Genomic DNA, 25114 nt, shown 5'->3' with positions numbered 1-25114 from the left:
CATGAACGAAATCTCCGCTCCTGAGCAATACGATCTGCAAACCGCTGCCCTGAAGGTGCCGCCGCATTCCATCGAGGCCGAACAGGCCGTGCTCGGTGGCTTGATGCTGGACAACAACGCCTGGGAACGCGTGCTGGATCAAGTCTCGGACGGTGACTTCTATCGCCATGACCACCGCCTGATCTTCCGCGCCATCGCCAAGCTGGCCGACCAGAACTCACCGATCGACGTGGTGACCCTGGCCGAGCAGCTGGACAAGGAAGGCCAGACCTCCCAGGTTGGCGGGCTGGGCTACCTCGGTGAACTGGCGAAAAACACGCCGTCCGTCGCCAACATCAAGGCCTATGCGCAGATCGTCCGCGAGCGCGCCACCCTGCGCCAGTTGATCGGCATCAGCACCGAAATCGCCGACAGCGCCTTCAACCCGGAAGGCCGTACCGCCGCCGAGATCCTTGATGAAGCCGAACGCCAGATCTTCCAGATCGCCGAAGCACGGCCCAAAACCGGCGGCCCGGTCAGCGTCAACGACCTGCTGACCAAGGCTATCGACCGTATCGATACCTTGTTCAACACCGACGCGGCCATTACCGGTATTTCCACCGGCTACACCGACCTCGACGAAAAGACCAGCGGCCTGCAGCCGTCCGACCTGATCATCGTCGCCGGCCGTCCGTCCATGGGTAAGACCACCTTTGCGATGAACCTGGTGGAAAACGCCGTACTGCGCAGCGACAAGGCGGTATTGGTGTACTCCCTCGAAATGCCAGGCGAATCGCTGATCATGCGTATGCTTTCGTCCCTGGGTCGTATCGATCAGACCAAAGTGCGTTCCGGCCAGTTGGAAGACGACGATTGGCCGCGCTTGACCTCGGCGGTCAACCTGCTCAATGACCGCAAGCTGTTCATCGACGACACGGCCGGTATCAGCCCGTCCGAGATGCGTGCGCGTACCCGCCGCCTGGTACGTGAACACGGCGATATCGCCCTGATCATGATCGACTACCTGCAGTTGATGCAGATTCCCGGTTCCAGCGGCGATAACCGTACCAACGAGATTTCCGAAATCTCCCGGTCCCTCAAAGCCCTGGCCAAGGAATTCAACTGCCCGGTGGTGGCGCTGTCCCAGCTCAACCGCTCCCTGGAACAACGCCCCAACAAGCGTCCGGTGAACTCCGACTTGCGTGAATCCGGAGCGATCGAGCAGGACGCCGACGTGATCATGTTCGTGTACCGCGACGAGGTGTACCACCCCGAAACGGAACACAAAGGCATTGCCGAGATCATTATCGGCAAGCAGCGTAACGGCCCGATCGGCTTTATTCGCCTGGCGTTCATCGGTAAGTACACGCGCTTCGAGAACCTGGCGCCGGGCAGTTACAACTTCGACGACGACGAGTAACCGTTGGCCGAGTCACTCGGCCAGGATTTGTCGAGTCAGTGTCTGGATCAGCTCGGCTTCTTCAATCGCAAGCAGGGCCTGCTGGCTATCGGTTTGCTCCTTGTAGGCCGCTTTCGACAGTAAACCGGCGGTAAGACTATCGCGTAGTGCCTCAAGTCGTTCCTGAAAGGGCTGACGCTGCGCTTCGAATTGCGCCTGATATTTGTTGGTTATATAGACTTGCCAGAACTCTCTGGAAAGCAGCGCCTGGAATTCCTCGGGTGAATTATCCAGTGCCACTATTTTTTCATAGGCGCTGTCTAGCATGCCCTGTGTGACTCCACCCATATGGGTGTATGCCGTCCGCTGAGGCTGCCCAGGCAGTTGGAGGCGGTCTTTAAGGCCGTAGCGATAAGCCAGTCTGATCTCGACCTCCTCGCCCAGGCGCAGGCGATGCGGGCGCTTCGCTTCTTCCGATACCGTCGGATCGTTGACAATCGTTTCGCTGCGCAGGATGTCGGCTGAGGCGATTTTGTCCACTTCATGCAATCGGAACAGGCTTCTGGACAATGCCGATAACGGCTTGCCTTGTGACTGATCCATCGCCTGACTTTGGGCCCTGTATACCAGGACTGCGGTTTCCAGGTTGCCGAACGAGAAGGCCGCTCGGTCGCAGCACGCAGGTTCGCCGGCTCGATCGAAGATTTCTTTGCGCAACTGTTCGGACTCCGAACTGTTTTCGGTAATAGCGTCGATCAACTCCCAGACTCTTCGCCGATGATCCTCCTGGCCCGTACCCAGTTGCTCTAGACGCTTGAGCAGGTCGAAGAAGGGATCCGCCCCCTGCTGTTCGCGTAGCGTAGTCCATTGCGATCGCCTGGCCGAAACCTGAGCTGAGTCCAATCCCTTGGTCAAGCGTCGAAACGACTCGTCGCCCCGATTTCTAAAGGGTGCTGGCGGTCTGTTTAGCGTGGATGTGACCACTAAACGGTTTGGCTGCCCCACTTCGGCGAGTCCGGCTGTGATCAACCGGGCTGCGTAACGCCTGACCCGTGCCAACGTTTGATCGGACAACGGATTACTGGTAACAGAGGTCAAGTTATTGAGCCGTGCCGAACGGGGCAGGAGCGCGTCTGTAGGCGCGATGACGGAGTCAGGAATCTCTGTTATCTGATTGGCACTCAGGTCGATCGTGTCCAGTAGCGGTTGCTCTGCCAGGCCGGTCGGCCATGTCTCAATGCCTGTACCCGACAGATCAATCGAGCGGATGTCGGGCATCTGGCTGAAGTCGGGTGTCACGCCTAGTTGTTGGTTTCCCTGTAATACGAGGCCTCTGAGCGTGATGCGTTCCGCCAGGATGCGGGCGGTGTCCGGGGTCAGGCGAATCCGGTTGTTCTGCAGATATAAACGGGTGAGCCCATGCATTTCGCCCAAGGCTGGAGGAAGGTCCCTGAGCTGATTATCTGCCAGGTCGAGCCAGCGTACGTGTCGGTATCGTGTCAGGAAGCTTTCTGGAGAAACGCTTAGGTACATGTTGTTCAGTTTGAGTGAGCCTACGTGGCTGAAGTCCACGTCCAGGTCCGGCAGACTCGGCAGCCTCAGGCCACTGAGATCGAGTTCCAGGCCAATCGGCGTGCCATCCTTGGCCAGCATCTGCGGTGTTTCCTGTCTCCAGCAACTCAAAATGCGTTCCAGGGCGATGTTACGATCGTCCCAAGTCACTGCATTGGTTGCCAGTTGACCAGAGCGAACATAACCCTGGCGGCGAACACCGCCTGAAAACGCCCAGGCGTCCAGTTGGGTTTGGAGCTTATGGAACTCAAGTTCGAGTCTGTCCAACTCTGCCGCCACTGTTCCTTTGGGCAGGCTCCAAAGAAACTCCCTAGCCTGCTTGAGGGTCTTGCCCGGATATAGCCGCTGATACCTTTCTATCCTGGGGTTACCCGAGTCAAACGCGCTGTCAATTGCGTCTTTGATCAGGTCCGGATGGTTTTCATGCAGATTGCGCCAGTAGCTTTCGAATTTTCTCCAGTATTGAGAGGGAAAGTCATTGCCTCGTAGCTGGGTGACGTTATTGATCCGGACGATGGTTTCCAGCTGGTCGGCCGGCGGTTTCAGGTAGGTTTCGGGAACTGCACGCAGTTTGTTATTGAGCAAGTTGAGGCTTTTCAGGTTGGTCTGACTCAGTAGGCCGGCGGGCCACTGATCAATCTTTGTACTGCTGAGGTCCAGTGTTTGCAGTTTCGACATACCGCTGAAGTCGGGCGTTATCCCCAGCGGGTTTTCCGATAGATCGATATGTTCAAGCTGGGTAAGGCCGGCCAATTTTTCAGCACTGGGTACATCCAGCCTGATCTGGTTCGAACTCAAGTTCAGCGTGGTCAATTGACTCATGTTGCCGATCGCGGTGGGGAGTTTGTCGAGCTTGGAGTGTGTGATGCTCAGTCGCTCCAGGTTGGAGAAATTGCCCATGAACGTATCCGTCGCATCCGACCAGTTAATCGACACAAGATCCAACTCCCGCACGTGGCTGAAGTCGGCTTTCAACCCGGGAAGCGCGGAGGTGCCTGACGGCATTGTGAATGATGTCCCGGTCTCACGACGCCAGCAGCGCTTGATCTCATCGGTAGCAAGCTTGGCCCAGCTTGTAGATTCGGAAGCGTTTGCATGTCGCCATGCCTTCAACTCCCTGCTGAGGTTTCTGTACTCGGCTTCTCGTCTATCCAGCCCGCCAGCAATGTCATTGCCAAGAGACTGGATAAACGCGTTGATCTGTCCTTCGTCAAATGACGGGAACAAGCTGTGTACCCGACGCTGCGGGCTGCGCAGTTGATTTAAGGCTGCGCTGGCACTGTCGGCCAATTGCCGGAAGAACGACCAGTCATGTCTCTCGCCTCGTACGCCCCCCGGTGCGCCGACGATGGCGCTGACCCAGACATTGGCGGCGTTGCGCCTGATGGCGTGGCTTGCACCGAGGCGACTGCTGTTGTAGACGTTAGCCGCGTCCATCGCCACGGGATCGCCAGGTTTGACGATGCGCCAGACTTTGCCTGCCGCCGAGGAAGCATCGCGGTCGAGCATGACTTGATAGGTGCCGCCGTCGATCGTCACGTATTGACGCCCGCTCAGGGCATGAACGCCGTCTGCATCGGCATTGTCCGGCACCTGCTTGTGGAGTATCCGCAAACCACTGATGCTCTGGTTCGATAGCGGCGACTCCCGCGATTGTGTGAGGAATTCTGGCAGGTGCGCCTGCTGTACGCGCGCTTGCTCAAGCACGTCCTGAGCCAGCACGGCGGTGTCGTGGCGACCAAGGCCCAGCTCATTGCGTTGGGTTTCGGTGAGAGTGCGCAAGGTGGCACCGAGTAAGCTGTTTTCCCCGACGGCCGCCGTTTTCAGATCGCCACTGTCCGGTCGGTAGCCAGCATATTCAGTGCCGGACTTGACCAACATGACGAAGCTGTCTGCGTCTTCGCTCCCATAGGTGTCCAGCAGGGATCCTCGACGGATGGTCCGCCCGGTCTGATCGGTAGAGCCTTGATACACCTGCACGCCGACATCGCTTGGCCAACCTGGCAAGAGCGTCAGCAGGTTGCAGAACAGGGCTTCACTGTGCGCGTTGAGGCCGAGGCCGCTTGGGTCCGAAAGTGCGTTGAGCGCCTCAGTGATGATGCTTTGTTGAAGACTTTTGTGAATGGCCTCGCGTACCGGAGCTTCCAGGAAGGAGTACAGGCCGACGTCGCGTAATGAGGGATGACGACGCAGCAAGTCTGCAGCCATTGCCCGTGAAAGGTCCGGAAAGCGACGCCGCAACAGGCCGATTGCCAGGTCATCACTGGTGGGCTGGCCGGACAGCGCCGTGGGTGCAAACCGAGCTGCTGAATTTTTTGCATTCAGGTGGTCGCGCGGTTGGCCGTCTCGTAACGCCTCATACACAGCGGCTTGATGTGCTTGAAGGTGTGTCGCTATTTTTTTTCTCAGCTCGAGCAATCGGCTCGCCAGGTGTTGGTCTTCACTGCTGTGGCCTGTCTTACCCAACCTGCTATTGGGGACGAGCCGTTCATGTTCCTGCAATACCTGTTGCATGAGCGAGCCCACCGGCGAGCCAAATGCCAGTGCCAGGTAACGATCGCGGCCGTCCTGGCGTAGTTCGATTGTGGCCAAGGGCTGTGTGTTGCCCGCGAGCACCGGTGCGTGGCTGGACAGCAAGGTTTTGCCGTCAGGGGCATACAGTTTGATCGTGCAGGTGCCCAGGTCGGCCAGTAGCGCAGGCATGACCTGATCGGCAATGGGCGGCAGCGGGCCATCGCTCTGCCTGAGCGCCGCTTGTAACTGGGTGAGCCCTTCGCGCAGTTGCTGATTCTCTATGGCCTGCGTCAGTGCGACGGGCGCGCGCCGGCGATCGAACCAGATATCCAGCAGATCCTGGCGATCCACCCGCGCGACATCCAGCGAGCGCTTACAAGCTGTCGGGCTCAGCGGCAGCTCGCTGGGCGAGATCATGTGCTGCAACAGTTGGGCTTCGTTCAGCGCACGGGTATCGATCGGGTCGAGTGTCCAGCGGTCATGCTTGGCTGAATAGGTAACGTAGGGCTGAATGCTTGAAGAACCGTGCATGTCCAGTTGATAGCGCCCGGAGATTTTTTCGAGGGTGACCTGGGCGAATCTGGTTTGGTTGTCGACCTGTAGGTTGATGTAGCTTCGGTTGTCCTTTTCAAACAGGCCTTGAGGGTTTTGTTCAACTCCCGACAGGTAGTTGGGGTCGATTTGTGTGTAGTCGTTGATGAACCACAACCCAGGCTTGCCGTTCGTGCCAAGAGCATAGTTGGGGTTACCCAGCGCGTTCATCAACTGACGGGTGCGGCGTGCAGACAACTTGGCTGCCGCCCCCTGCAAGCGCAGCCCCACCAGCAGGTCAAGGATGTCGCCGACAGCTTGCACCAGCTCGGCCTGCTGGCCTCGGCGCAGCGCCGCAATGGCAGACCAGGTCTGATAGACGAGGGCGCCCAGCATTGCGACCAACATGATTTTGCCCAAGCCCGTCACACCGCCGGGGAGGGGGATCAGCAGCATCGACAAGGTTTCGCTGACCAGATAGGTGGCCAACGCAACGGCGGCCTCCTGGTCGGCGAGTTTATTGGTGCGGGCCAGTCGGATAAGGTCCGATTGTATCGGCCACGCCTGGTGGATCGGCAAGGTGTGGGCGAGGCAACGGATGTCCGTGCCGATTTTTTCCACCGCCAGTTTTTGTCTGTTTGGGGTCTTGCTGGCGAACAGGTCATACAGGATTTTGGCATGCCAGGCGAGCTCGTCCCGGTTGACCTTCAGCGGTTTGATAAAGGCTCGCAGCTTTTCCTGATTGTTCAGGGAGATGGCCTTCATGAACCAACTGAAGTGTGCCAGCCCCACGTCGTTGCGGATCTGGTCCTGCAGCGAGTCCACGGCTTCTTGCCTGGAGGCATGTCGGCGTAACGCGCCATTGGGGCGGTCCGGGAAGTAGCTGTAGACGCAAGAGCCGTCGGGCGTGTCAAAGCGACGAGTAAAGAACGGCAGGGCAATCTTTTCGCCGCCGGCGTCCAGTTGGTAGAGGTCCCAATACACGCTGGTGTCGAACAGCCAGTCTTTAAGTTCATTGAATTCCCATTCGCTGATACTCCAGGACTCATTGGTGCGGTACGCGTCCCTCAATGCGACCAGCAGCTTGGTACTTTGCAGGCCGAATAGCGGATTGGACAGACGCTTCTTGAACTTTTTTTCGATGTAGTCGCTGATGCGCGTGCCGATGTCCACGCTCCTTGCGACGGCCACGAACGCTTTGACGCTGATGACGTTGCCGCTGATAGAGCTGGCGCGTTGTTCTTCGGTGGAGAAATACGCAGTAAACCCGAAGTTGCGATACGCCGCCTCCAGCAAGGTGATCGAGCGTTCGTACTCACGTATGCCCAGGTCCTCTTTGTAGATGCGCACGTTGTTGCCCAGGCGGTCGTTGGCGGGGAGGTCATCCTGGGAGGCCGGTAGCTGCCGGATCCGCGTCTTCAGGTAAGTGGTACGCGAGTTGATGACCGTGCCGGTTTTGCTCTTCAGCGCGCTGTCCAGAGCGTCGACCATTTGCTGGCTCAAGTCGTTGTAAAGATCTGTGAGGGCGTTGCCGAGGGTTTGCTCGCGCTCCACCAGATCCTTGCTCAGACGCAGGTATTCTTTTTGCTCGTCCACGCCCATTTTGCCCATGAAGGCATTTACGTTTTCCTGTATCAGTTGAAAGATCTGTTGTTCGGCCCAGCTTTCGTTGGTGAGTAATGCAGGTTGCTCTGCATCAAAGGTGACTGAGTTGGTCATGGTGTGTGCTCGGGAAGAGAGCGCTTGGCACAGCAGCGTGGCAGGCGCTCTGTTGGAAAGATTGAGCGACATTAGGGCCGGCAGTACCAGAAGAAGAGGTGCATAAAGCTGTGCGCTGAAAACGCCTGGTAGTTGCACCCTCAATGACGACGCGTGATCAGCGCGCCTATGTGGGCCTCGCCCCCCCAGCAAAACCGGGCTATAAGCACCGTCGGGCGCGGTGTGGCTAAAAGCCGACCATTGCCGTCGGAATTGGTCAAAATTTGTGCTATATTCCGCGCCCGCGATTTTTCATCTCAACACCGGTCACCGTCATGAAAACAGCCAAGCCGTTATTTGACTATCCCAAGTACTGGGCCGAATGTTTCGGTCCTGCGCCATTCCTGCCGATGAGCAGGGAGGAGATGGATCAGCTTGGCTGGGATTCCTGCGACATCATCATCGTCACCGGTGATGCGTATGTGGATCACCCATCGTTCGGCATGGCGATCATCGGCCGGCTGCTGGAGTCCCAGGGCTTTCGCGTCGGGATCATCGCCCAGCCGAACTGGCAGTCCAAAGACGACTTCATGAAGCTCGGCGAGCCGAACCTGTTCTTCGGCGTCGCGGCCGGCAACATGGACTCGATGATCAACCGCTACACCGCCGACAAGAAAATCCGCTCCGACGACGCCTACACCCCAGGCGGCATGGCCGGCAAACGCCCGGACCGCGCCAGCCTGGTGTACAGCCAGCGCTGCAAGGAAGCCTACAAGAACGTGCCGATCGTGCTTGGCGGCATCGAAGCTTCCCTGCGCCGCATCGCCCACTACGACTACTGGCAGGACCGGGTGCGCAACTCGATCCTGATCGACGCCACCGCCGATATCCTGCTGTACGGCAACGCCGAGCGCGCCATTGTCGAAGTCGCCCAGCGCCTGTCGTGGGGCCACAAGATCGAAGACATCACCGACGTGCGCGGCACCGCGTTCATTCGCCGTGATACACCCGCGGGCTGGTACGAAGTGGACTCCACGCGTATCGACCGCCCGGGCAAGGTCGACAAGATCATCAACCCGTATGTGAACACCCAGGACACCCAGGCCTGCGCCATCGAGCAAGAGAAAGGTCCGGTGGATGACCCGGAAGAAGCCAAGGTCGTGCAGATCCTGGCCAGCCCGCGCATGACCCGCGACAAGACTGTGATCCGCCTGCCGTCGGTGGAAAAAGTCCGCGGTGACGCGGTGCTCTACGCCCACGCCAACCGCGTGCTGCACCTGGAAACCAACCCAGGCAACGCCCGCGCCCTGGTGCAGAAGCATGGTGACGTGGACGTTTGGTTCAACCCGCCGCCCATCCCGATGACCACCGAAGAAATGGACTACGTGTTCGGTATGCCTTATGCCCGCGTGCCGCACCCTGCGTATGGCAACGAGAAGATTCCGGCCTACGACATGATTCGCTTCTCGGTAAACATCATGCGTGGCTGCTTCGGCGGCTGCACCTTCTGCTCGATCACCGAGCACGAAGGCCGCATCATCCAGAACCGTTCCGAAGAGTCGATCATTCGCGAAATCGAAGAAATCCGTGACAAGGTGCCGGGCTTCACCGGGGTGATCTCCGATCTCGGCGGGCCTACCGCGAACATGTACCGCATTGCCTGCAAGAGCCCGGAAATCGAATCCGCGTGCCGCAAGCCGTCGTGCGTGTTCCCCGGCATTTGCCCGAACCTGAATACCGACCACTCCTCCTTGATCCAGCTGTACCGCAGCGCCCGTGCATTGCCGGGTGTGAAGAAGATTCTGATTGCTTCCGGCCTGCGCTACGACCTGGCCGTCGAGTCGCCTGAGTACGTGAAAGAGCTGGTGACCCATCACGTGGGTGGCTACCTGAAGATCGCCCCGGAACACACCGAGGAAGGCCCGCTCAACCAGATGATGAAACCGGGCATCGGCAGCTATGACAAGTTCAAGCGCATGTTCGAGAAGTACACCAAGGAAGCGGGCAAGGAGCAGTACCTGATCCCGTACTTCATCGCCGCCCACCCGGGCACCACCGATGAAGACATGATGAACCTGGCCCTGTGGCTCAAGGGCAACGGCTTCCGTGCCGATCAGGTGCAGGCGTTCTACCCGTCGCCGATGGCCACCGCCACCGCGATGTACCACTCGGGCAAGAACCCGCTGCGCAAGGTCACCTACAAGAGCGACGCGGTGACCATCGTCAAGAGCGAAGAGCAGCGCCGTCTGCACAAGGCGTTCCTGCGTTATCACGACCCGAAAGGCTGGCCAATGCTGCGTGAAGCACTGACGCGCATGGGCCGCGCCGATCTGATCGGGCCGGGTAAAGACCAGTTGATCCCGCTGCACCAGCCGGCCACCGACAGCTACCAGAGCGCCCGTCGCAAGAACTCGACGCCGGCCGGCAGCCACAAGGTCGCCAAGGAAACCACCACCAGGATCCTTACCCAGCACACCGGCCTGCCGCCCCGTGGCAGCGACGGCAGCAACCCGTGGGACAAGCGTGAGCAAGCCAAGGCGGCTGCTCAGGCGCGTAACAAGCAGGCCGCCAAAGAGCGTGCCGATGCGGCCAAGGGCAAGGGCGGCAAGCCTGCGCGCAAGCCGGTAGTGCCGCGTTGATCATCGCTTGAATATGCAGAACGCCAGCCTCGTGCTGGCGTTTTGCTTTCTAGGCGGTTCGGAGCCTGTTTGTTAAGGTGGTGGCCATTAAAGCGCTATCGGGAGCAAGCCCCCTCCCACACTTTAATGTGTGAATACATTCAAAATGTGGGAGGGGGCTTGCTCCCGATAGCGTCAGTCCAGTCTCCACCCTTTCAAGGAAGAACACCCCATGGGCAACCCCCTGCTCGGCATCGGCATGGACTCCAACCGCTCCCAGTTCATGGCGCGCCAGCGCATCGAAAGCCAGATCAACCTGCCGCGCCTGTTTGCGGCCATCGACGCCGATCCAGGTATCGTTGGCGCAGGCGTCGTATACATCGACGCCGACTTCAACGTCATTACCCTGCGCGAATTCAGGCCCATCTGCAGCATCAAGCCCAAGCGCATCATTTTGCGTGAAGCGCAGAAGTACATTGCGCCAACGCAGTTTGCTCAACATGTCGTGAGCAATCCTCGAGAATCGCGACTGATTGGCGAAGCCGTGAATACCGGAGTCTCCTGCTTTGGGGCTGTCATCAGTTGGGCTGCGATCGCCAGTGGAACAATTCTGGTGCCTTTCAGTGCCGGCGCCAGTTCCGTCATCGTTGTGGTGGGGTATGCGGCTGCCGGCGCAAGTTCGCTTCAGTGTTTCAACGGCATTGCCCGGACAGCGCTGGAAGTCGCTAAACCTGAGGTTAAAGACCGGCTCGACAGTGAAGGCTGGTACCAGAATGCTTCCATTGTGCTGGACGCAGTATCCCTGGCAGGCGTGGGCGCCTCGGCCCTGACGACGGTCAAGCTGGTTAGGGCCGCCACTGCATCGACGGGCAAGAGTCTGCGTGAAGTGCTTCGCGGTTTGAATCGCCAGGAAAGAGCCAAGCTGACGAAAGAGCTGCTGAGCATCAACCATCCCAGCTTGACCGCGAAAATGCTCAAATTGAGACAGGCATCGGGCGAACTCACCAAGCGTTTCACCCCTACGCAGCTCAAGCACAGCACAACTACCCAGATCAAAGACGTCCTGGGCGCAAGTGTTGGGTTCGGCGGGAGTGCGTACTCCGGGAACGTCAATACCATCGCGATAGGGTTGTATGAGGAAATAAACGAATGAGCGAGTTAATGACGCTGCGAGACTTTTTCAGGCATTACTTTCTGACGTTTATTGGCGGCGTATTCGCTGCGTACTTTTCGTTGGCGTTGGCTGTGGCGCTGGCGTTCGTCACCTATTTTCGTGATGCGCCGATGGCTCAAGTGGGGCTCAAGATCATGTCTGTCGGGGCGCTGCTCATTCTGTTGACGGTCCATAGTAACTTTATGATTTTGCGGGGCAGACCCTCCTGGGTGTGGGTAATGGTCGGTATCTACGTCGCCTGTCTACTGTTTGTCGTTCCGATGGCTCAATTCCGGCCTCACAAAGTTCTTTATGGGTTGGCGCTGTTATTCCCATTGCTCGGATTATTGACACTTAATAGCAAGGTTCAACGAGAGATGCGCACGAAACTCGTGGAAATCCGTCGCATTCGGCAGTCTGTCAAATCAACCGTCAGATCGAGTAGTCGCATGTGAAGGCGCCGCCTTCGATAAACAGATTCCTGGCGCGCTATTTCCCCGTATTCATGGGGACGATTTTCATGGCGATCTTCTCCGGCTCAGCTGCGGTTTCCATGGCTGGCGTGACCTGTTTGCGCGGTGTTGATTGTACTCTTTCCACTGTTGGGGTTACTGCTGCTCAACAGCAAACGCCACCGCGAAATGCGCAAAAAACTGTCCGGGATACGCCATCTGCGCCAAGCCGCAATCGCAAAGCGCAAAGCCCGTTGATTGGGTAGATTCACCACCCATCCTCACACTGGCGCCACAAATGTGTGCAGCCCTTGCGCCGTGGCACGTACGTTGGCGCCGTTTTGGTGCTGTACTGCACCGGGCTCCACGATAAAGCGCAATGACGGCCGCTCTGGCATAAGTCTTGCGCGCGTTGTGTTCATGCCCTGGCTCGCAGGAGGCCGCCGTGTCGATTCATGTCGCGTTGCACCACGTTACGCATTACCGCTACGACCGTGCTGTCGAACTCGGCCCACAAATTGTGCGCTTGCGCCCGGCAGCCCATAGCCGCACGCGGATCCTGTCCTACGCGCTGAAAGTGCTGCCCGAGCAGCACTTCATCAATTGGCAGCAAGACCCTCAGGGCAATTACCTGGCGCGCCTGGTGTTCCCGGAAAAAACCGACCAACTGCGCATCGAAGTCGATCTGGTCGCCGAGATGGCGGTGTTCAATCCGTTCGACTTTTTCCTGGAACCCTACGCCGAAAAAATCCCCTTCAGCTATGCCGCCGATGAGCAGCGCGAGCTGGCGCCGTACCTGGAAACCTTGCCGCTGACGCCAAGGTTTGCCGCCTACCTGGCCGGTATTGACCGCACACCCTTGCCTGCGGTGGATTTCCTGGTTGGGCTGAACCAGCGCCTGGCCGCCGATATCGGCTACCTGATCCGCATGGAACCGGGCGTGCAAACCCCGGAATTCACCCTGGAAAACGCTTCCGGCTCCTGCCGCGACTCGGCCTGGCTGTTGGTGCAATTGCTGCGCAATCTTGGCTTGGCGGCGCGATTTGTCTCTGGTTATCTGATTCAGCTCACCGCTGACGTCAAAGCCCTCGACGGCCCCTCCGGCACCGAAGTGGACTTCACCGACCTGCACGCCTGGTGCGAAGTGTATTTGCCCGGCGCTGGCTGGATCGGCCTGGATGCCACCTCCGGTTTATTTGCCGGTGAAGGGCATATCCCATTGGCCTGCAGCCCCGATCCATCGTCTGCCGCACCCATCAGTGGGTTGGTGGAACCGTGCGAATGCGAATTTACTCATGAAATGTCGGTGGAGCGTATATGGGAAGCCCCTCGGGTAACCAAGCCCTACACCGAAGAACAATGGCTGGCGATCCAGGCCCTGGGCCGACAGATTGACGGCGACCTGCTCAAGCATGACGTGCGCCTGACCATGGGCGGCGAGCCAACTTTCGTGTCCATCGACGATCCCGACGGCGCCGAATGGAACACCGCCGCCCTGGGGCCGGACAAGCGTCGCCTGTCCGCCGAGCTGTTCCAGCGCCTGCGCCGGCACTATGCACCCCAGGGCCTGGTGCATTTCGGCCAGGGCAAGTGGTACCCCGGCGAGCAACTGCCGCGTTGGTCGCTCAATTGCTACTGGCGCCGCGATGGGGTGCCGATCTGGCACAACAGTGCGCTGATCGCCGATGAGCAAGAGGACTATGGGGCTGACGGCGCGATGGCCGGACGTTTCCTGGCCAGCGTCGCCGAGCGTCTGAGGTTGCCGGCGCGCTTTGTGTTCCCAGCCTTTGAGGACAACTTCTACTACCTGTGGCGCGAAGGCACACTGCCGCAAAACGTTAGCGCCCAGGACCCGCGCTTGAGCGACGAACTGGAGCGCGAACGCCTGCGCAAAGTCTTCGTCCAGGGCCTGGACAAGGTCATCGGCCAAGTGCTGCCGTTGGCGCGCACCGCCGCCAATGATCGCTGGCAGAGTGGGCGCTGGTACTTGCGCGATGACCACTGCCGCCTGGTGCCGGGCGATTCGCCGTTGGGTTATCGGCTGCCGTTGGCTTCGCAGCCGTGGGTGACAGCGGCGGAGTATCCGTTCATACACCCGACTGACCCGAACCAGGATCAGCCGCAGCTGCCCACGACCGCGCAGTTGCACGGCCACGACGAGCCGGCCCCAAGTGATGAGCGTGTGCCAAAGGTCGACGAATCCGCCGATTGGCTGACCCGCACTGCGCTGTGCGCCGAAGCGCGGGAAGGACGCCTGTACCTGTTCATGCCGCCGCTGGAACGCGTGGAGGATTATCTGGAGCTGGTGACGGCCATCGAGGCCACCGCCCAGGAACTGCATTGCCCCGTGTTGCTGGAAGGCTACGAGCCACCCGCCGACACACGCCTGAGCAATTTTCGCGTGACGCCGGACCCGGGTGTGATCGAGGTCAACGTGCAGCCATCCGCCACCTGGGATGAGTTGGTGGAACGCACCGAATTTCTTTACGAAGAAGCCCGGCAAACCCGCCTGACTACCGAGAAATTCATGATCGACGGGCGCCACACCGGCACAGGCGGTGGTAACCACTTCGTACTCGGCGGTGCGACGCCCAAGGACTCACCGTTCCTGCGTCGCCCCGATTTGCTGCGCAGTCTGATCAGCTACTGGCATAACCATCCGTCGCTGTCCTACCTGTTCTCCGGCCTGTTTATCGGCCCGACCTCCCAGGCGCCACGGGTGGATGAGGCGCGCAACGATGCGCTGTATGAACTGGAAATCGCCTTCGCGCAGATGCCGGCACCGGGCGAGGAATGCCCGCCGTGGTTGGTGGACCGCCTGTTGCGCAACCTGCTGATCGACGTGACCGGCAACACCCATCGCGCCGAATTTTGTATCGACAAACTCTACTCGCCGGAGGGTGCCACCGGCCGCCTGGGGCTGCTGGAGTTGCGCGCTTTCGAAATGCCACCCCATGCGCGCATGAGCCTGACTCAGCAATTGCTGCTGCGCGCGCTGGTCGCACGGTTCTGGCGCGAACCTTATGCGCCGCCGAAGCTGGCGCGTTGGGGCACCGAACTGCATGACCGCTTTTTGTTGCCGCATTTTATCGAACAGGACTTTGCCGACGTCATTGTCGAGCTCAACGCTGCCGGTTATCCGCTGCAGGCCGAGTGGTTTGCCGCGCATCTGGAGTTCCGCTTTCCCAAAGTGGGTGATTACGCCGTCAGCGGTATCGAACTGGAACTGCGCCAGGCCCTGGAGCCTTGGCATGTGCTGGGTGAGGAGGGCGCGGTAGGCGGCACGGTACGTTATGTGGATTCGTCCCTGGAGCGCCTGCAAGTCAAGTTGACTGGCCTGCCGGCGCAGCGCTATCTGCTGACCTGCAACGGCATACCCGTGCCGCTGCAACCGACCGGTCGGGTGGGAGAGTTTGTTGCCGGTGTGCGTTACCGCGCCTGGCAACCGGCCAACTGCCTGCAACCGACCATTGCAGTCCATGCGCCGTTGGTGTTCGACCTGCTCGACACCTGGATGCAGCGCTCGCTGGGTGGCTGCCAATACCATGTGGCGCATCCGGGCGGGCGCAATTACGACAGCTTGCCGGTCAATGCCAATGAGGCAGAGAGCCGGCGGATGGCGCGGTTTTTCCGGTTGGGGCATAGCCCGGGCAAGCTTGTGGTGCCGACTGTAGTGGTGAACGGTGAATTGCCAATGACCCTGGATTTGCGGCGTTTTACAAAAAATAAGGAATGAACATGATCCAAGTGTGGGAGCTGGCTTGCCTGCGATAGCGGTGGTTCAGTCGATAGTTCTGGTGACTGACACACCGCTATCGCAGGCAAGCCAGCTCCCACATTGGATCGTAGTGAATTTGAGTTAACCTGACTTCCCTTGCCTCTGCCGAGCGTTCCATGTCCGACTTGCTCGACCGTTACCCGCTGACCGCGGGCACCTATCACGAACTGCTGGACGCCGGCGGCGCGGTGCGTGCCCATTGGCAGCGCCTGCTCGACCATCTGCAACGCAGTACGCCCGCACAATTGGCCCAGCGCCAGGCGCTGCTGACGCGGCAGATCCAGGAAAACGGCGTGACCTATAACGTCTACGCCGACCCCAAGGGCGCTGATCGCCCGTGGGAGCTGGACCTGCTGCCCCATGTGCTGGCCGCTGATGAGTGGCGGCAGTTGTCGGCCGGTATCGCCCAGCGCGCGCGTCTGCTCAATGCGGTACTCGCCGACCTCTATGGTCCGCAACGCCTGATCAAAGAGGGGCTGTTGCCTGCCGAGCTGGTATTTGGGCATAACAACTTTTTATGGCCGTGCCAGGGTATCCAGCCGCCGGACGGTGCTTTTCTGCACCTGTACGCCGTGGATCTGGCGCGCACTCCCGATGGCCGTTGGTGGGTCACCGCCGACCGTACCCAGGCGCCGTCGGGCGCCGGCTACGCCTTGGAAAACCGCACCATTGTGTCTCGCGCCTTCCCGGATCTGTACCGTGATTTGCAGGTGCAGCATCTCACCGGTTTTTTTCGCACCTTGCAGGAAACCCTGGCCCGCCAGGCGCCCGGCGATGACCAGCCGCCACTGATCGTGCTGCTCACGCCGGGGCGTTTCAACGAAAGCTATTTCGAACATCTGTATCTCGCCCGCCAGCTCGGCTACCCACTGGTAGAAGGCGGCGACCTTACCGTGCGCGACAGCACGGTGTTCCTGAAAACCCTCAGCGGTCTGCGCCGGGTCCACGCGATCATGCGCCGCCTGGATGACGATTTCTGCGACCCTCTGGAGCTGCGTACCGACTCGGCCCTGGGAGTGCCCGGCCTGCTTGACGCCGTGCGCCAAGGCAATGTGCTGGTGGCCAATGCCTTGGGCAGCGGCGTGCTGGAGTCGCCGGGCTTGTTGGGGTTCCTGCCGAAGATCAACGAGTTCCTGTTCGGTGAAGCGCTGATCCTGCCGTCGATTGCCACCTGGTGGTGCGGCGAGGCACCGGTGCTGGCCGAGGCACTGGAGAAGCTCCCGGAACTGTTGATCAAGCCGGCGTTTCCTTCGCAAAGTTTCGCCCCGGTGTTCGGTCGTGATTTGAATGAACAACAACGCCAGGCCCTGGCCGAGCGGATGCGCGCGCGGCCTTACGCCTATGTCGCCCAGGAGCTGGCGCAGTTGTCCCAGGCGCCGGTGTGGCATACCGAAGAAGATCATCTGCAACACCGCGCCATCGGGATGCGTGTGTACGCGGTAGCCAGCGATGAGGGGTATCGCGTGCTGCCCGGTGGCCTGACCCGTGTGGCCGCCGACGCCGATGCCGAAGTGGTGTCGATGCAACGCGGCGGTGCGAGCAAGGACACATGGGTGCTCGGCGAGCGCGCCAGCGCTGGTGAACAGTGGCGTGCCCAGCGCGCCATTGGCGTGCATGATCTGGTGCGCCGCGACCCGTATCTGCCGTCGCGGGTGGTGGAAAACCTGTTCTGGTTTGGCCGTTATTGCGAACGCTGCGATGACAGTGCGCGCTGGCTGCGCATTGTGCTGGCGCGTTATGTCGACGGCGACGATCCGTTGGCATTGCAGGCGGCGGTCGAACTTGGAGAAAGCCTGCGCCTGTTGCCGGAGGAGGGCGAGCTACCGGAGCGTCTGCTCGCGGCCTTGCTCGGTGATGACTGGCCCTCAAGCCTGCGCGCCAATTTGCAGCGCTTGCAGTGGGCAGCGTCCCAGGTGCGCGGCAAGCTGTCGCGGGAAAACTGGCAGGCCCTGGTGGAGCTGCAACGCGAAGCCATGGAGCTGGAAAGCCAGGCCCCGGACTTCGGCGAGCTGCTGGATTTTCTCAACCGTTTGGTGATGTCTTTGGCGGCGCTGTCCGGGTTTGCCCTGGATGATATGACCCGCGATGAAGGCTGGCGCTTTTTGATGATGGGCCGGCGCATTGAGCGTCTGCAATTTCTGAGTACCAGCCTGGCAGCGTTCCTGCGCGGTGTGGCGGTGTTCGATCAGGCGGGGCTGGAGTGGTTGCTGGAGCTGGGCAACAGCAGCATCACCTATCGCTCGCGCTACCTGGCGGTGCCGCAGCTGATCCCGGTGCTCGACCTGTTGTTGCTCGATGAGCAGAATCCCCATGCGGTGCTGTTCCAGCTCAAACTGGTGAGCCGTACCGTGCGTCGCCTCAATGATGATTTTGGGGTGCCCAGGGAAACCGGCCTCGCGCCGTTGGTGGAGCGCCTGGGGCGCTTTGACCTGGGGTGCCTGGAGAACCCGTTGTTTGGCGAGCCCAGCGTGCGTGCCGCGCTGGATGGCCTGGCCGACCTGCTGCAAGCGGTCGCCGATGAGAGCGGGCAAGTGTCGGATCGCCTGGCGCTGCGCCATTTTGCCCATGTGGATGATGTCAGCCAGCAAACGGTGTCGGTGTGATGAGTGCGCGCTATCAGATTTTTCACGATACCCATTACCACTACGACAGCCCGGTGTCCCTGGCCCAGCAGCTGGCGCATTTGTGGCCACGGCCGTGTGCGTGGCAGCGTTGCACCTGGCAAACCCTGGACATCAGCCCGCCGCCCTCTTCACGCCGTGATGAGCTGGACGTGTTTGGCAACCCGATCACGCGCCTGGCGTTCGAGCGTCCTCATGATGAGCTGCTGGTCAATGCCGGGTTGACCGTGGAAGTGCTGGCGCGACCCGCGCTGGATCTGGGGCAATCGCCGGCGTGGGACCGCACCCGTGACAGTTTTACCTACAGCAGCCAGGCGCTGTCGATGGAGGTGATTGAAGCCTGCCGCTATCGCTTCGAATCGCCTTACGTGCATCTGAAAAAAACCTTCGTCGAGTTCTCTGAAAGCTGCTTCCCACCTGGCGAGCCGTTGTTGGTCGGCGTGCAGGCGTTGATGCATAAGATTTTCAGCGAATTCACCTTTGATGCCGAAGCCACTCAGGTCGCCACGCCGCTGGTGGAGGTGCTGGAGCGTCGTCGCGGTGTGTGCCAGGACTTCGCCCACCTGATGCTCGCCTGCCTGCGCTCACGGGGCCTGGCGGCGCGCTATATCAGCGGCTACCTGCTGACCCAGCCACCGCCCGGCCAGCCACGGCTGATCGGCGCCGATGCGTCCCATGCGTGGGTCTCGGTGTTCTGCCCGCGGTCGGGTTGGGTGGATTTCGATCCGACCAACAATGTGCAGCCGGCACTGGAGCACATCACTCTGGCCTGGGGCCGGGATTTCTCCGATGTGTCGCCGTTGCGTGGGGTGATTCTGGGAGGAGGGAGCCATGACCCGGAGGTGCGGGTGACGGTGATGCCGCTGGAGTAGCGGTGGGTTGGGGTGAACAGGGAGGGCCTGCTCACCCCAACAAAATTTATTCAGCCGGGTCTTTCGGGGTTTCGGTCTCGTCAGTTGCTGCTTCACCTTCCGCATCCGGGTTCAGCGCGCCGGCTTCTTCGTCTGCAGCGGCTTTCTTGCGTTGCAGCTTTTCCTCTTTCTTCTGTTCCTTTGCCAAGTCTCTCTGACGTTTGGCGAAGGAGTAATTAGGTTTGGCCATGGGCGATCCTCTAGGGTCGAAGGTGAGGGTAGGCGGCGCGCAGCTGCCTTGGGTCGTCATGGTAGCAGCTTCAGGGTGCCCTTTGCTTTCACTTACCGCAGGCGTAGGCGGCCAGCAGGCCGTTGAACAGGTGATTGAGGTGCATGGCATGAACTCCCGTGAGTGATGGGGCGATCATAGGCAGGGTGCGGCAGTTTGGCTGGTTGATTGTGTTGATCAACCTGATAGCCTAAAGTTGTATACAATCTGTTGATGCAGATCATAAGAAACTAAGCCTGCTTGAGGCACCCTTGTCGCAATACGCGTTTTCTAACCCTGCCCTGGAGATTCACATGTTCGCCAAACTCGTTGCTGTTTCCCTGCTGACTCTGGCTAGCGGCCAGTTGCTTGCTGCAGAGTGCAAGGTCACTGTCGACTCCACCGACCAGATGTCTTTCAATACCAAAGAAATCACCATCGACAAGAGCTGCAAGCAGTTCACCGTTGAGCTGACTCACTCGGGCAACCTGCCCAAGAACGTGATGGGGCATAACTGGGTGCTGACCACTGAAGCCCACATGCAGCCTGTAGCTACTGACGGTATGGCTGCAGGTATCGATAAGGATTATCTGAAAGCCGGTGATGACCGCATCATCGCCCACACCAAGATCATTGGTGCTGGCGAGAAAGACTCGGTGACCTTCGACGTCTCCAAGCTCAAAGCCGATGAGAAGTACAGCTTCTTCTGCTCGTTCCCTGGCCACATCTCGATGATGAAAGGTGCCGTGGTCCTGAAGTAACACCGCGTTATCGTTCATCGGGGGCAAGCCCCCTCCCACATTTGAATGTATTCACAAATCAAAGTGTGGGAGGGGGCTTGCCCCCGATGGCATTCTGGCAGTCACTGCAAAATCAGCTGACTCACCTTAAGGCGCAAACGGCATCACCCGCTTGTGCTCAGTCTTGCGATACGTCTCGCAGATAATCCTGAACGCTTCCTCACGCACCGGCTCACCGTGCAGGAACGCATCAATCTCTGCATAGGTCACGCCATGTGACGCTTCGTCCGGCTTGCCCGGCGACAAGTCTTCCAGGTCCGCCGTCGGGATCTTCTCTACCAGTGACTCGGGCGCACCAAAATGCCGGGCAATCGCTCGCACCTGGTTTTTCACCAGCCCGCTCAATGGCGCCAGATCACAGGCACCATCCCCGAACTTGGTGAAAAAGCCCATCACCGCTTCCGCCGCATGGTCGGTACCAATGACCAGGCCACTGGCCGCGCCGGCGATGGTGTACTGCGCCACCATGCGCATACGCGCCTTGGTGTTGCCCAGTACGAAGTCGCGGGACACCGCCGCCTTGCCTTCAAACGCTGCTACTTCATTGGCCAGGGCTTTGACCGCCGGGCCGATGTTGACGGTGTGGCGCTCGTCTGGCTCGATGAAGTCCACCGAAGCTTGGGCTTCGTGTTCGTCGAACTGGGTTTCATAGGGCAGGCGCACGGCGATAAAACGATAAGCCTCATCGCCAGTGCTGGCGCGCAGTTCCTGCACGGCACGTTGGGCCAACAGGCCTGCGGTCAGGGAGTCGACGCCGCCGCTGATGCCCAGCACCAGGGCCTTGAGCCCGGAATTGCGCAGGCAGTCCTGGATAAAGGCTACGCGCCTGGCGACTTCTGCCTCCAGTGCGGCCTGGTCTTTGAACGGCGCTTGCACCTTGAGCTGCTGCGCAATCTCACGCTGTACGGCTTGCATGCTTCACTCCTTGCTGGATAGGGCAGGTACTTTGAAAACGTGACGCAAATAGGCGACAAAATTCGGGTCGGTGCAATGGGTCTTGCCCGCTTCATCGGAAATCTTGGCGACGGGCTGGCCATTGCAGGCGGTCATTTTAAGCACGATGCTCATCGGTTCCACCCCCGGAATGTCGCAGGTGAGGTTGGTGCCGATACCAAAGCTCACATTGATCCGACCCCGCAACGCGCGGAATATTTCCAACGCCTTGGGCAGCGTCAGACTGTCGGAGAACACCAGGGTCTTGCTCATCGGCTCGATGCCCAGCTTGTGGTAGTGAGCGATGGCTTTTTCCGCCCACTGAATCGGATCACCGGAGTCGTGGCGCAGGCCGTCGAACAGCTTGGCAAAGTACAAGTCGAAGTCACCGAGGAAGGCGTCCGTGGTGATGCAGTCGGTCAAGGCGATGCCCAGCAGGCCACGGTACTCACGCACCCAGCAATCCAGGGCGGCGATCTGGCTGTCGATCAGGCGTGGGCCGAGTTGCTGGTGGGCCATGATCCATTCGTGGGCCATGGTACCCAGCGGCTTCATATCGAATTCGCGAGCCAGGTGCACGTTGCTGGTGCCGACAAAGCGCCCTGGGAAGTCGTGTTTGAGCACGCTTACCACTTCTTCCTGCACGCGGTACGAGAAGCGGCGGCGCGTGCCGAAGTCGGCCACTTGCAGTTCCGAGAGTTCATCGCTGGCGGCATTGGCCGTCAGCCAATCGAACTTGCGGTACAGCTGTTCGCGGGCCTGTTCGAGGATCACGGTCTGGTAGCGATAGCGGTTACGCACTTCGCTGACGATGGCCAGCATCGGCACTTCAAACAGGATCACATGCAGCCACGGTCCGCGCAGGCGGATAAACAACTCGCCGTTCTCGATACCGGTCTGCACATACCGCAGATTGAAACGGAACAGCCCGAGGAAGCGCAAAAAATCCGGCTTCATAAAGCTGATGCGTTCCAGAAAACCCAATTGATCGGGGCTCAGGCTCAACTCGGCGAGGCGTTCAATCTGGTAACGGATCTCCGCCAGGTACGGGCGCAGGTCTTCGCTGTTGCGGCAACGGAACTCCCATTCAACTTCCACATTGGGGTAGTTGTGCAGCACCGCCTGCATCATGGTCAGCTTGTAGAAGTCGGTGTCGAGCAGGTTCTGCACGATGCGATCGGCAAACACACTCTCGCTCATAACGGGAATCTCCAGACGGCTCGGCGATGGGCGCCGGCCTTACGCACAATTAAGGAAGGGGGCTAGTGGCGCATACACGTGGGTCGGTTTGCCAGTGATTTTTTTGCCACGGCCACTGGCGCTATCGGGAGCAAGCCCCCTCCCACAGGTTGAAATGCGTTCCAAATGTGGGAGGGGGCTTGCTCCCGATAGCGGTATTCCAGGCACTAAATAACCTGCTCAAGCATCCACTTCACAAATTCCCTGACCTTCGGCACCTCCGCCGAATGCTCCGGATAAGCCAGGTAATACGCATCCTGGCTCGGCATCGCATGTTGCCAGGGAATCACCAGCTTGCCCTCGGCCAACTCCTCTTCCACCAGAAAGCGCGGCAACAGCGCCACGCCACAACCCACTTGCGCGGCCCGAATGCACATATAGAAGGTGTCGAACCGCGGCCCGTGGTAGCTGTGCTCGGTGTGGAAGCCCTGGCTGGCGAACCAGTCATGCCAGCCCTGGGGCCGCGAGGCGTTTTGCAGCAACACCAGGTCGCTCAGTTGCGTGGGGTCGGTGAAAGGCTGCGTCGGCAGGCTCTCCGGCGCGCATACCGGCACCAGCTCTTCACTGAACAGCTTCAGGCTCTCGGTACCAGGGCGTGCGCCCTGGCCGAAATAGAACGCCATGTCAGCCTTGCCTTGCAGCAGCTCGTCCGGCTGCTGTTCGTTGCACAGGTCCAGGTGGATCTGCGGGTGACGCAGGCGCCAACCCTTGAGGCGCGGCACCAGCCAGCGCGCGCCGAAGGTATAGGGCGTGGACACGCGCAGCACCTCGGTCTCGCCTCCGTAGGAGCGCAGGTAATGGGTAGACATCTCCACCTGGGTGAGGATCTTGCGCACTTCCACCAGGTACAGATCGCCCGCCGGGGTCATCTGCAAGCGGCGGCGTACCCGGCGAAACAGCAGGTGCTGCAACAACTCTTCCAACTGCGCCACCTGTTTGCTCACGGCGCTTTGTGTGAGGTTCAGCTCTTCGGCGGCGCGGGTGAAGCTCAGGTGGCGGGTGGCGGCTTCGAAGCACTGCAGAGCGGTGATCGACGGCAAATGTCTTTTGTTCAGCACGGCTTGCCTCTTTTTATTCTTTGCATGAATAAACGGAATGATATCTCGCCTAATCGTCGTTTGTTGGCAAGTCTTGGGCCAGCTACAAATAGGGCCAGGATCGCCGTGCATATTGCGGCGCGAATTTTTGTATGCAGATTGAAGGAGTGACCCATGGTTGCCGCATTGCTTGATCGTCTCGGGGTAAACCCGGCGCTGTACCAGGCGGGCAAACAGCCCGTGCATTCGCCGATTGATGGCAGCCGTATCGGCAGTGTGCACTGGGAAGGCCCTGCCGAGGTGGAGCAACAGGTCAGTCGTGCCGAGCATGCATTTGAGGCTTGGCGCAAAGTGCCGGCGCCACGGCGTGGCGAGCTGGTGCGCCAGTTTGGCGACGTACTGCGCCAATACAAGGCCGACCTGGGCGAACTGGTCTCCTGGGAAGCCGGCAAGATCACCCAGGAAGGCTTGGGTGAAGTCCAGGAAATGATCGACATCTGCGACTTCGCTGTGGGCCTGTCCCGACAGTTGTACGGCTTGACCATTGCCTCCGAGCGCCCAGGCCACCATATGCGTGAAACCTGGCACCCGCTGGGCGTGGTCGGGGTGATCAGCGCCTTCAACTTCCCGGTTGCCGTATGGGCCTGGAACACCGCGCTGGCATTGGTGTGCGGCAACGCGGTGATCTGGAAACCCTCTGAAAAGACCCCGCTCACCGCCCTGGCGTGCCAGGCGCTGTTCGAGCGCGTATTGAGCAAGTTTGATGATGCTCCCGAGTACCTGAGCCAGGTGATCATCGGCGGCCGCGACGCCGGCGCCGCGCTGGTGGACGACCCGCGTGTGGCCCTGATCAGTGCCACCGGCAGTACGCGCATGGGCCGCGAAGTGGCGCCGAAAGTCGCGGCGCGCTTCGCCCGTAGCATTCTTGAGCTGGGTGGCAACAACGCGATGATCCTCGGCCCAAGCGCCGACCTGGACATGGCCGTGCGCGCCATCCTGTTCAGCGCCGTCGGCACTGCCGGCCAACGCTGCACCACCTTGCGCCGGCTGATCGCCCATGAGTCGGTCAAGGAGGACATCGTCACCCGCCTCAAGGCTGCTTATTCCAAGGTGCGCATTGGCCACCCGCTGGAAGGCAACCTGATCGGCCCGCTGATCGACAAGCAGGGTTTTGACAACATGCAGGACGCCCTGGAGCAAGCCTTGAGCGAAGGCGGCAAGGTGTTCGGCGGCAAGCGCCAACTGCAAGACACATTCCCCAACGCTTACTACGTCTCGCCGGCAATTGTGGAAATGCCCGAGCAAAGCGACGTGGTGTGTACGGAAACCTTCGCGCCGATTCTCTACGTGGTCGGCTACACCGACTTCGCCGAAGCCCTGTGCTTGAACAACGCGGTGCCACAGGGGCTGTCGTCATGCATCTTCACCACGGATGTGCGTGAAGCCGAGCAATTCATGTCGGCGGTGGGCAGTGATTGCGGGATTGCCAACGTCAATATCGGCCCGAGCGGCGCGGAGATCGGGGGGGCCTTTGGCGGTGAAAAAGAGACAGGCGGCGGGCGAGAGTCGGGTTCTGATGCGTGGCGCGGGTATATGCGGCGTCAGACCAATACCGTGAACTACTCGCTGGAATTGCCTCTGGCCCAAGGCATTACCTTCGACTGAGCCCAC

At 60.0% G+C, this 25114-nt stretch carries 14 protein-coding genes and 1 pseudogene; 10 read left to right on the top strand and 5 right to left on the bottom strand.

Annotated elements, in window-relative coordinates; all coding sequences use genetic code 11:
• Window position 1: 1 nt before the first annotated feature.
• Complete coding sequence (gene dnaB / locus E4O97_RS08430; protein WP_003188079.1) at window positions 2-1399, top strand: replicative DNA helicase; 1398 nt, start codon at window positions 2-4, stop codon at window positions 1397-1399.
• A 12-nt stretch (window positions 1400-1411) separates the two neighbouring features.
• Here the strand turns inward: dnaB and E4O97_RS08425 are convergent, their stop codons facing one another.
• On the bottom strand, window positions 1412-7714 hold the full coding sequence (locus E4O97_RS08425; protein ID WP_248161130.1) for an NEL-type E3 ubiquitin ligase domain-containing protein: 6303 nt from the start codon (window positions 7712-7714) through the stop codon (window positions 1412-1414).
• Between the two features lie 314 nt (window positions 7715-8028).
• Between E4O97_RS08425 and E4O97_RS08420 the strand changes: the two genes are divergently transcribed.
• The 7 genes and pseudogenes from E4O97_RS08420 (at window position 8029) to E4O97_RS08390 (ending at window position 19187) form a co-directional block, all read left to right on the top strand.
• Window positions 8029-10332, top strand: coding sequence for a YgiQ family radical SAM protein (locus E4O97_RS08420; RefSeq protein WP_248130141.1), 2304 nt, complete (start codon window positions 8029-8031; stop codon window positions 10330-10332).
• Window positions 10333-10543: 211 nt separating this feature from the next.
• Complete coding sequence (locus tag E4O97_RS08415; RefSeq protein WP_216090661.1) at window positions 10544-11464, top strand: NAD synthetase; 921 nt, start codon at window positions 10544-10546, stop codon at window positions 11462-11464.
• The gene (locus E4O97_RS08410; protein WP_032878185.1) at window positions 11461-11919 is read left to right on the top strand and encodes a hypothetical protein; all 459 of its coding nucleotides are present in this window, start codon (window positions 11461-11463) and stop codon (window positions 11917-11919) included. The genes E4O97_RS08415 and E4O97_RS08410 overlap by 4 nt, the downstream gene beginning before the upstream one ends.
• 50 nt (window positions 11920-11969) lie before the next feature.
• Window positions 11970-12174, top strand: a pseudogene (locus tag E4O97_RS08405) (hypothetical protein).
• Between the two features lie 187 nt (window positions 12175-12361).
• Complete coding sequence (locus E4O97_RS08400; RefSeq protein ID WP_248161129.1) at window positions 12362-15652, top strand: transglutaminase family protein; 3291 nt, start codon at window positions 12362-12364, stop codon at window positions 15650-15652.
• Window positions 15653-15810: 158 nt separating this feature from the next.
• Window positions 15811-18297: a circularly permuted type 2 ATP-grasp protein gene (locus E4O97_RS08395; RefSeq protein WP_032878180.1), complete on the top strand. Its 2487-nt coding sequence runs from the start codon at window positions 15811-15813 to the stop codon at window positions 18295-18297.
• Window positions 18297-19187: a transglutaminase family protein gene (locus E4O97_RS08390; RefSeq protein WP_103733900.1), complete on the top strand. Its 891-nt coding sequence runs from the start codon at window positions 18297-18299 to the stop codon at window positions 19185-19187. Before E4O97_RS08395 ends, E4O97_RS08390 begins: the two co-directional genes overlap by 1 nt.
• Before the next feature lie 46 nt (window positions 19188-19233).
• Here the strand turns inward: E4O97_RS08390 and E4O97_RS08385 are convergent, their stop codons facing one another.
• A complete protein-coding gene (locus tag E4O97_RS08385; protein ID WP_005784271.1) occupies window positions 19234-19416 on the bottom strand; it encodes a hypothetical protein in 183 nt (60 codons plus the stop codon).
• A 332-nt stretch (window positions 19417-19748) separates the two neighbouring features.
• Here E4O97_RS08385 and azu point away from each other — a divergent pair, with 332 nt between their 5' ends.
• Window positions 19749-20195, top strand: a complete 447-nt coding sequence (gene azu, locus E4O97_RS08380; RefSeq protein WP_078820149.1) for an azurin — start codon at window positions 19749-19751, stop codon at window positions 20193-20195.
• Between the two features lie 126 nt (window positions 20196-20321).
• On the opposite strand, the gene nadE is transcribed toward azu, so the two are convergent.
• The 3 genes from nadE to E4O97_RS08365 form a co-directional block, all read right to left on the bottom strand.
• Complete coding sequence (nadE, locus tag E4O97_RS08375) at window positions 20322-21149, bottom strand: ammonia-dependent NAD(+) synthetase (RefSeq protein ID WP_078820150.1); 828 nt, start codon at window positions 21147-21149, stop codon at window positions 20322-20324.
• A 3-nt stretch (window positions 21150-21152) separates the two neighbouring features.
• Window positions 21153-22367, bottom strand: a complete 1215-nt coding sequence (pncB, locus tag E4O97_RS08370; protein ID WP_005784275.1) for a nicotinate phosphoribosyltransferase — start codon at window positions 22365-22367, stop codon at window positions 21153-21155.
• A 206-nt stretch (window positions 22368-22573) separates the two neighbouring features.
• Window positions 22574-23464 carry a LysR family transcriptional regulator gene (locus E4O97_RS08365; RefSeq protein WP_248161128.1) on the bottom strand — a complete coding sequence of 297 codons (891 nt, stop codon included), beginning with the start codon at window positions 23462-23464 and terminating at the stop codon, window positions 22574-22576.
• A gap of 153 nt (window positions 23465-23617) precedes the next feature.
• On the opposite strand from E4O97_RS08365, the gene E4O97_RS08360 reads away from it, so the two are divergent.
• Window positions 23618-25108 carry an aldehyde dehydrogenase family protein gene (locus E4O97_RS08360; RefSeq protein WP_078820152.1) on the top strand — a complete coding sequence of 497 codons (1491 nt, stop codon included), beginning with the start codon at window positions 23618-23620 and terminating at the stop codon, window positions 25106-25108.
• Window positions 25109-25114: the final 6 nt, after the last annotated feature.

This window comes from Pseudomonas sp. W15Feb34 (genome assembly GCF_023127765.1).
Classification (GTDB): Bacteria; Pseudomonadota; Gammaproteobacteria; order Pseudomonadales; family Pseudomonadaceae; genus Aquipseudomonas; species Aquipseudomonas synxantha_A.
This window is presented reverse-complemented; position numbering and strand designations above follow the sequence as displayed.

Bases quoted from the DNA above. Each gene is read 5' to 3' on its own strand.
- E4O97_RS08390 (WP_103733900.1), top strand. From the start codon at position 18,297: ATGAGTGCGCGCTATCAGATTTTTCACGATACCCATTACCACTACGAC.
- E4O97_RS08385 (WP_005784271.1), bottom strand. From the start codon at position 19,416: ATGGCCAAACCTAATTACTCCTTCGCCAAACGTCAGAGAGACTTGGCA.
- nadE (WP_078820150.1), bottom strand. From the start codon at position 21,149: ATGCAAGCCGTACAGCGTGAGATTGCGCAGCAGCTCAAGGTGCAAGCG.
- azu (WP_078820149.1), top strand. From the start codon at position 19,749: ATGTTCGCCAAACTCGTTGCTGTTTCCCTGCTGACTCTGGCTAGCGGC.
- E4O97_RS08360 (WP_078820152.1), top strand. From the start codon at position 23,618: ATGGTTGCCGCATTGCTTGATCGTCTCGGGGTAAACCCGGCGCTGTAC.
- pncB (WP_005784275.1), bottom strand. From the start codon at position 22,367: ATGAGCGAGAGTGTGTTTGCCGATCGCATCGTGCAGAACCTGCTCGAC.
- E4O97_RS08415 (WP_216090661.1), top strand. From the start codon at position 10,544: ATGGGCAACCCCCTGCTCGGCATCGGCATGGACTCCAACCGCTCCCAG.
- E4O97_RS08410 (WP_032878185.1), top strand. From the start codon at position 11,461: ATGAGCGAGTTAATGACGCTGCGAGACTTTTTCAGGCATTACTTTCTG.
- E4O97_RS08420 (WP_248130141.1), top strand. From the start codon at position 8,029: ATGAAAACAGCCAAGCCGTTATTTGACTATCCCAAGTACTGGGCCGAA.
- E4O97_RS08395 (WP_032878180.1), top strand. From the start codon at position 15,811: ATGTCCGACTTGCTCGACCGTTACCCGCTGACCGCGGGCACCTATCAC.
- dnaB (WP_003188079.1), top strand. From the start codon at position 2: ATGAACGAAATCTCCGCTCCTGAGCAATACGATCTGCAAACCGCTGCC.
- E4O97_RS08425 (WP_248161130.1), bottom strand. From the start codon at position 7,714: ATGACCAACTCAGTCACCTTTGATGCAGAGCAACCTGCATTACTCACC.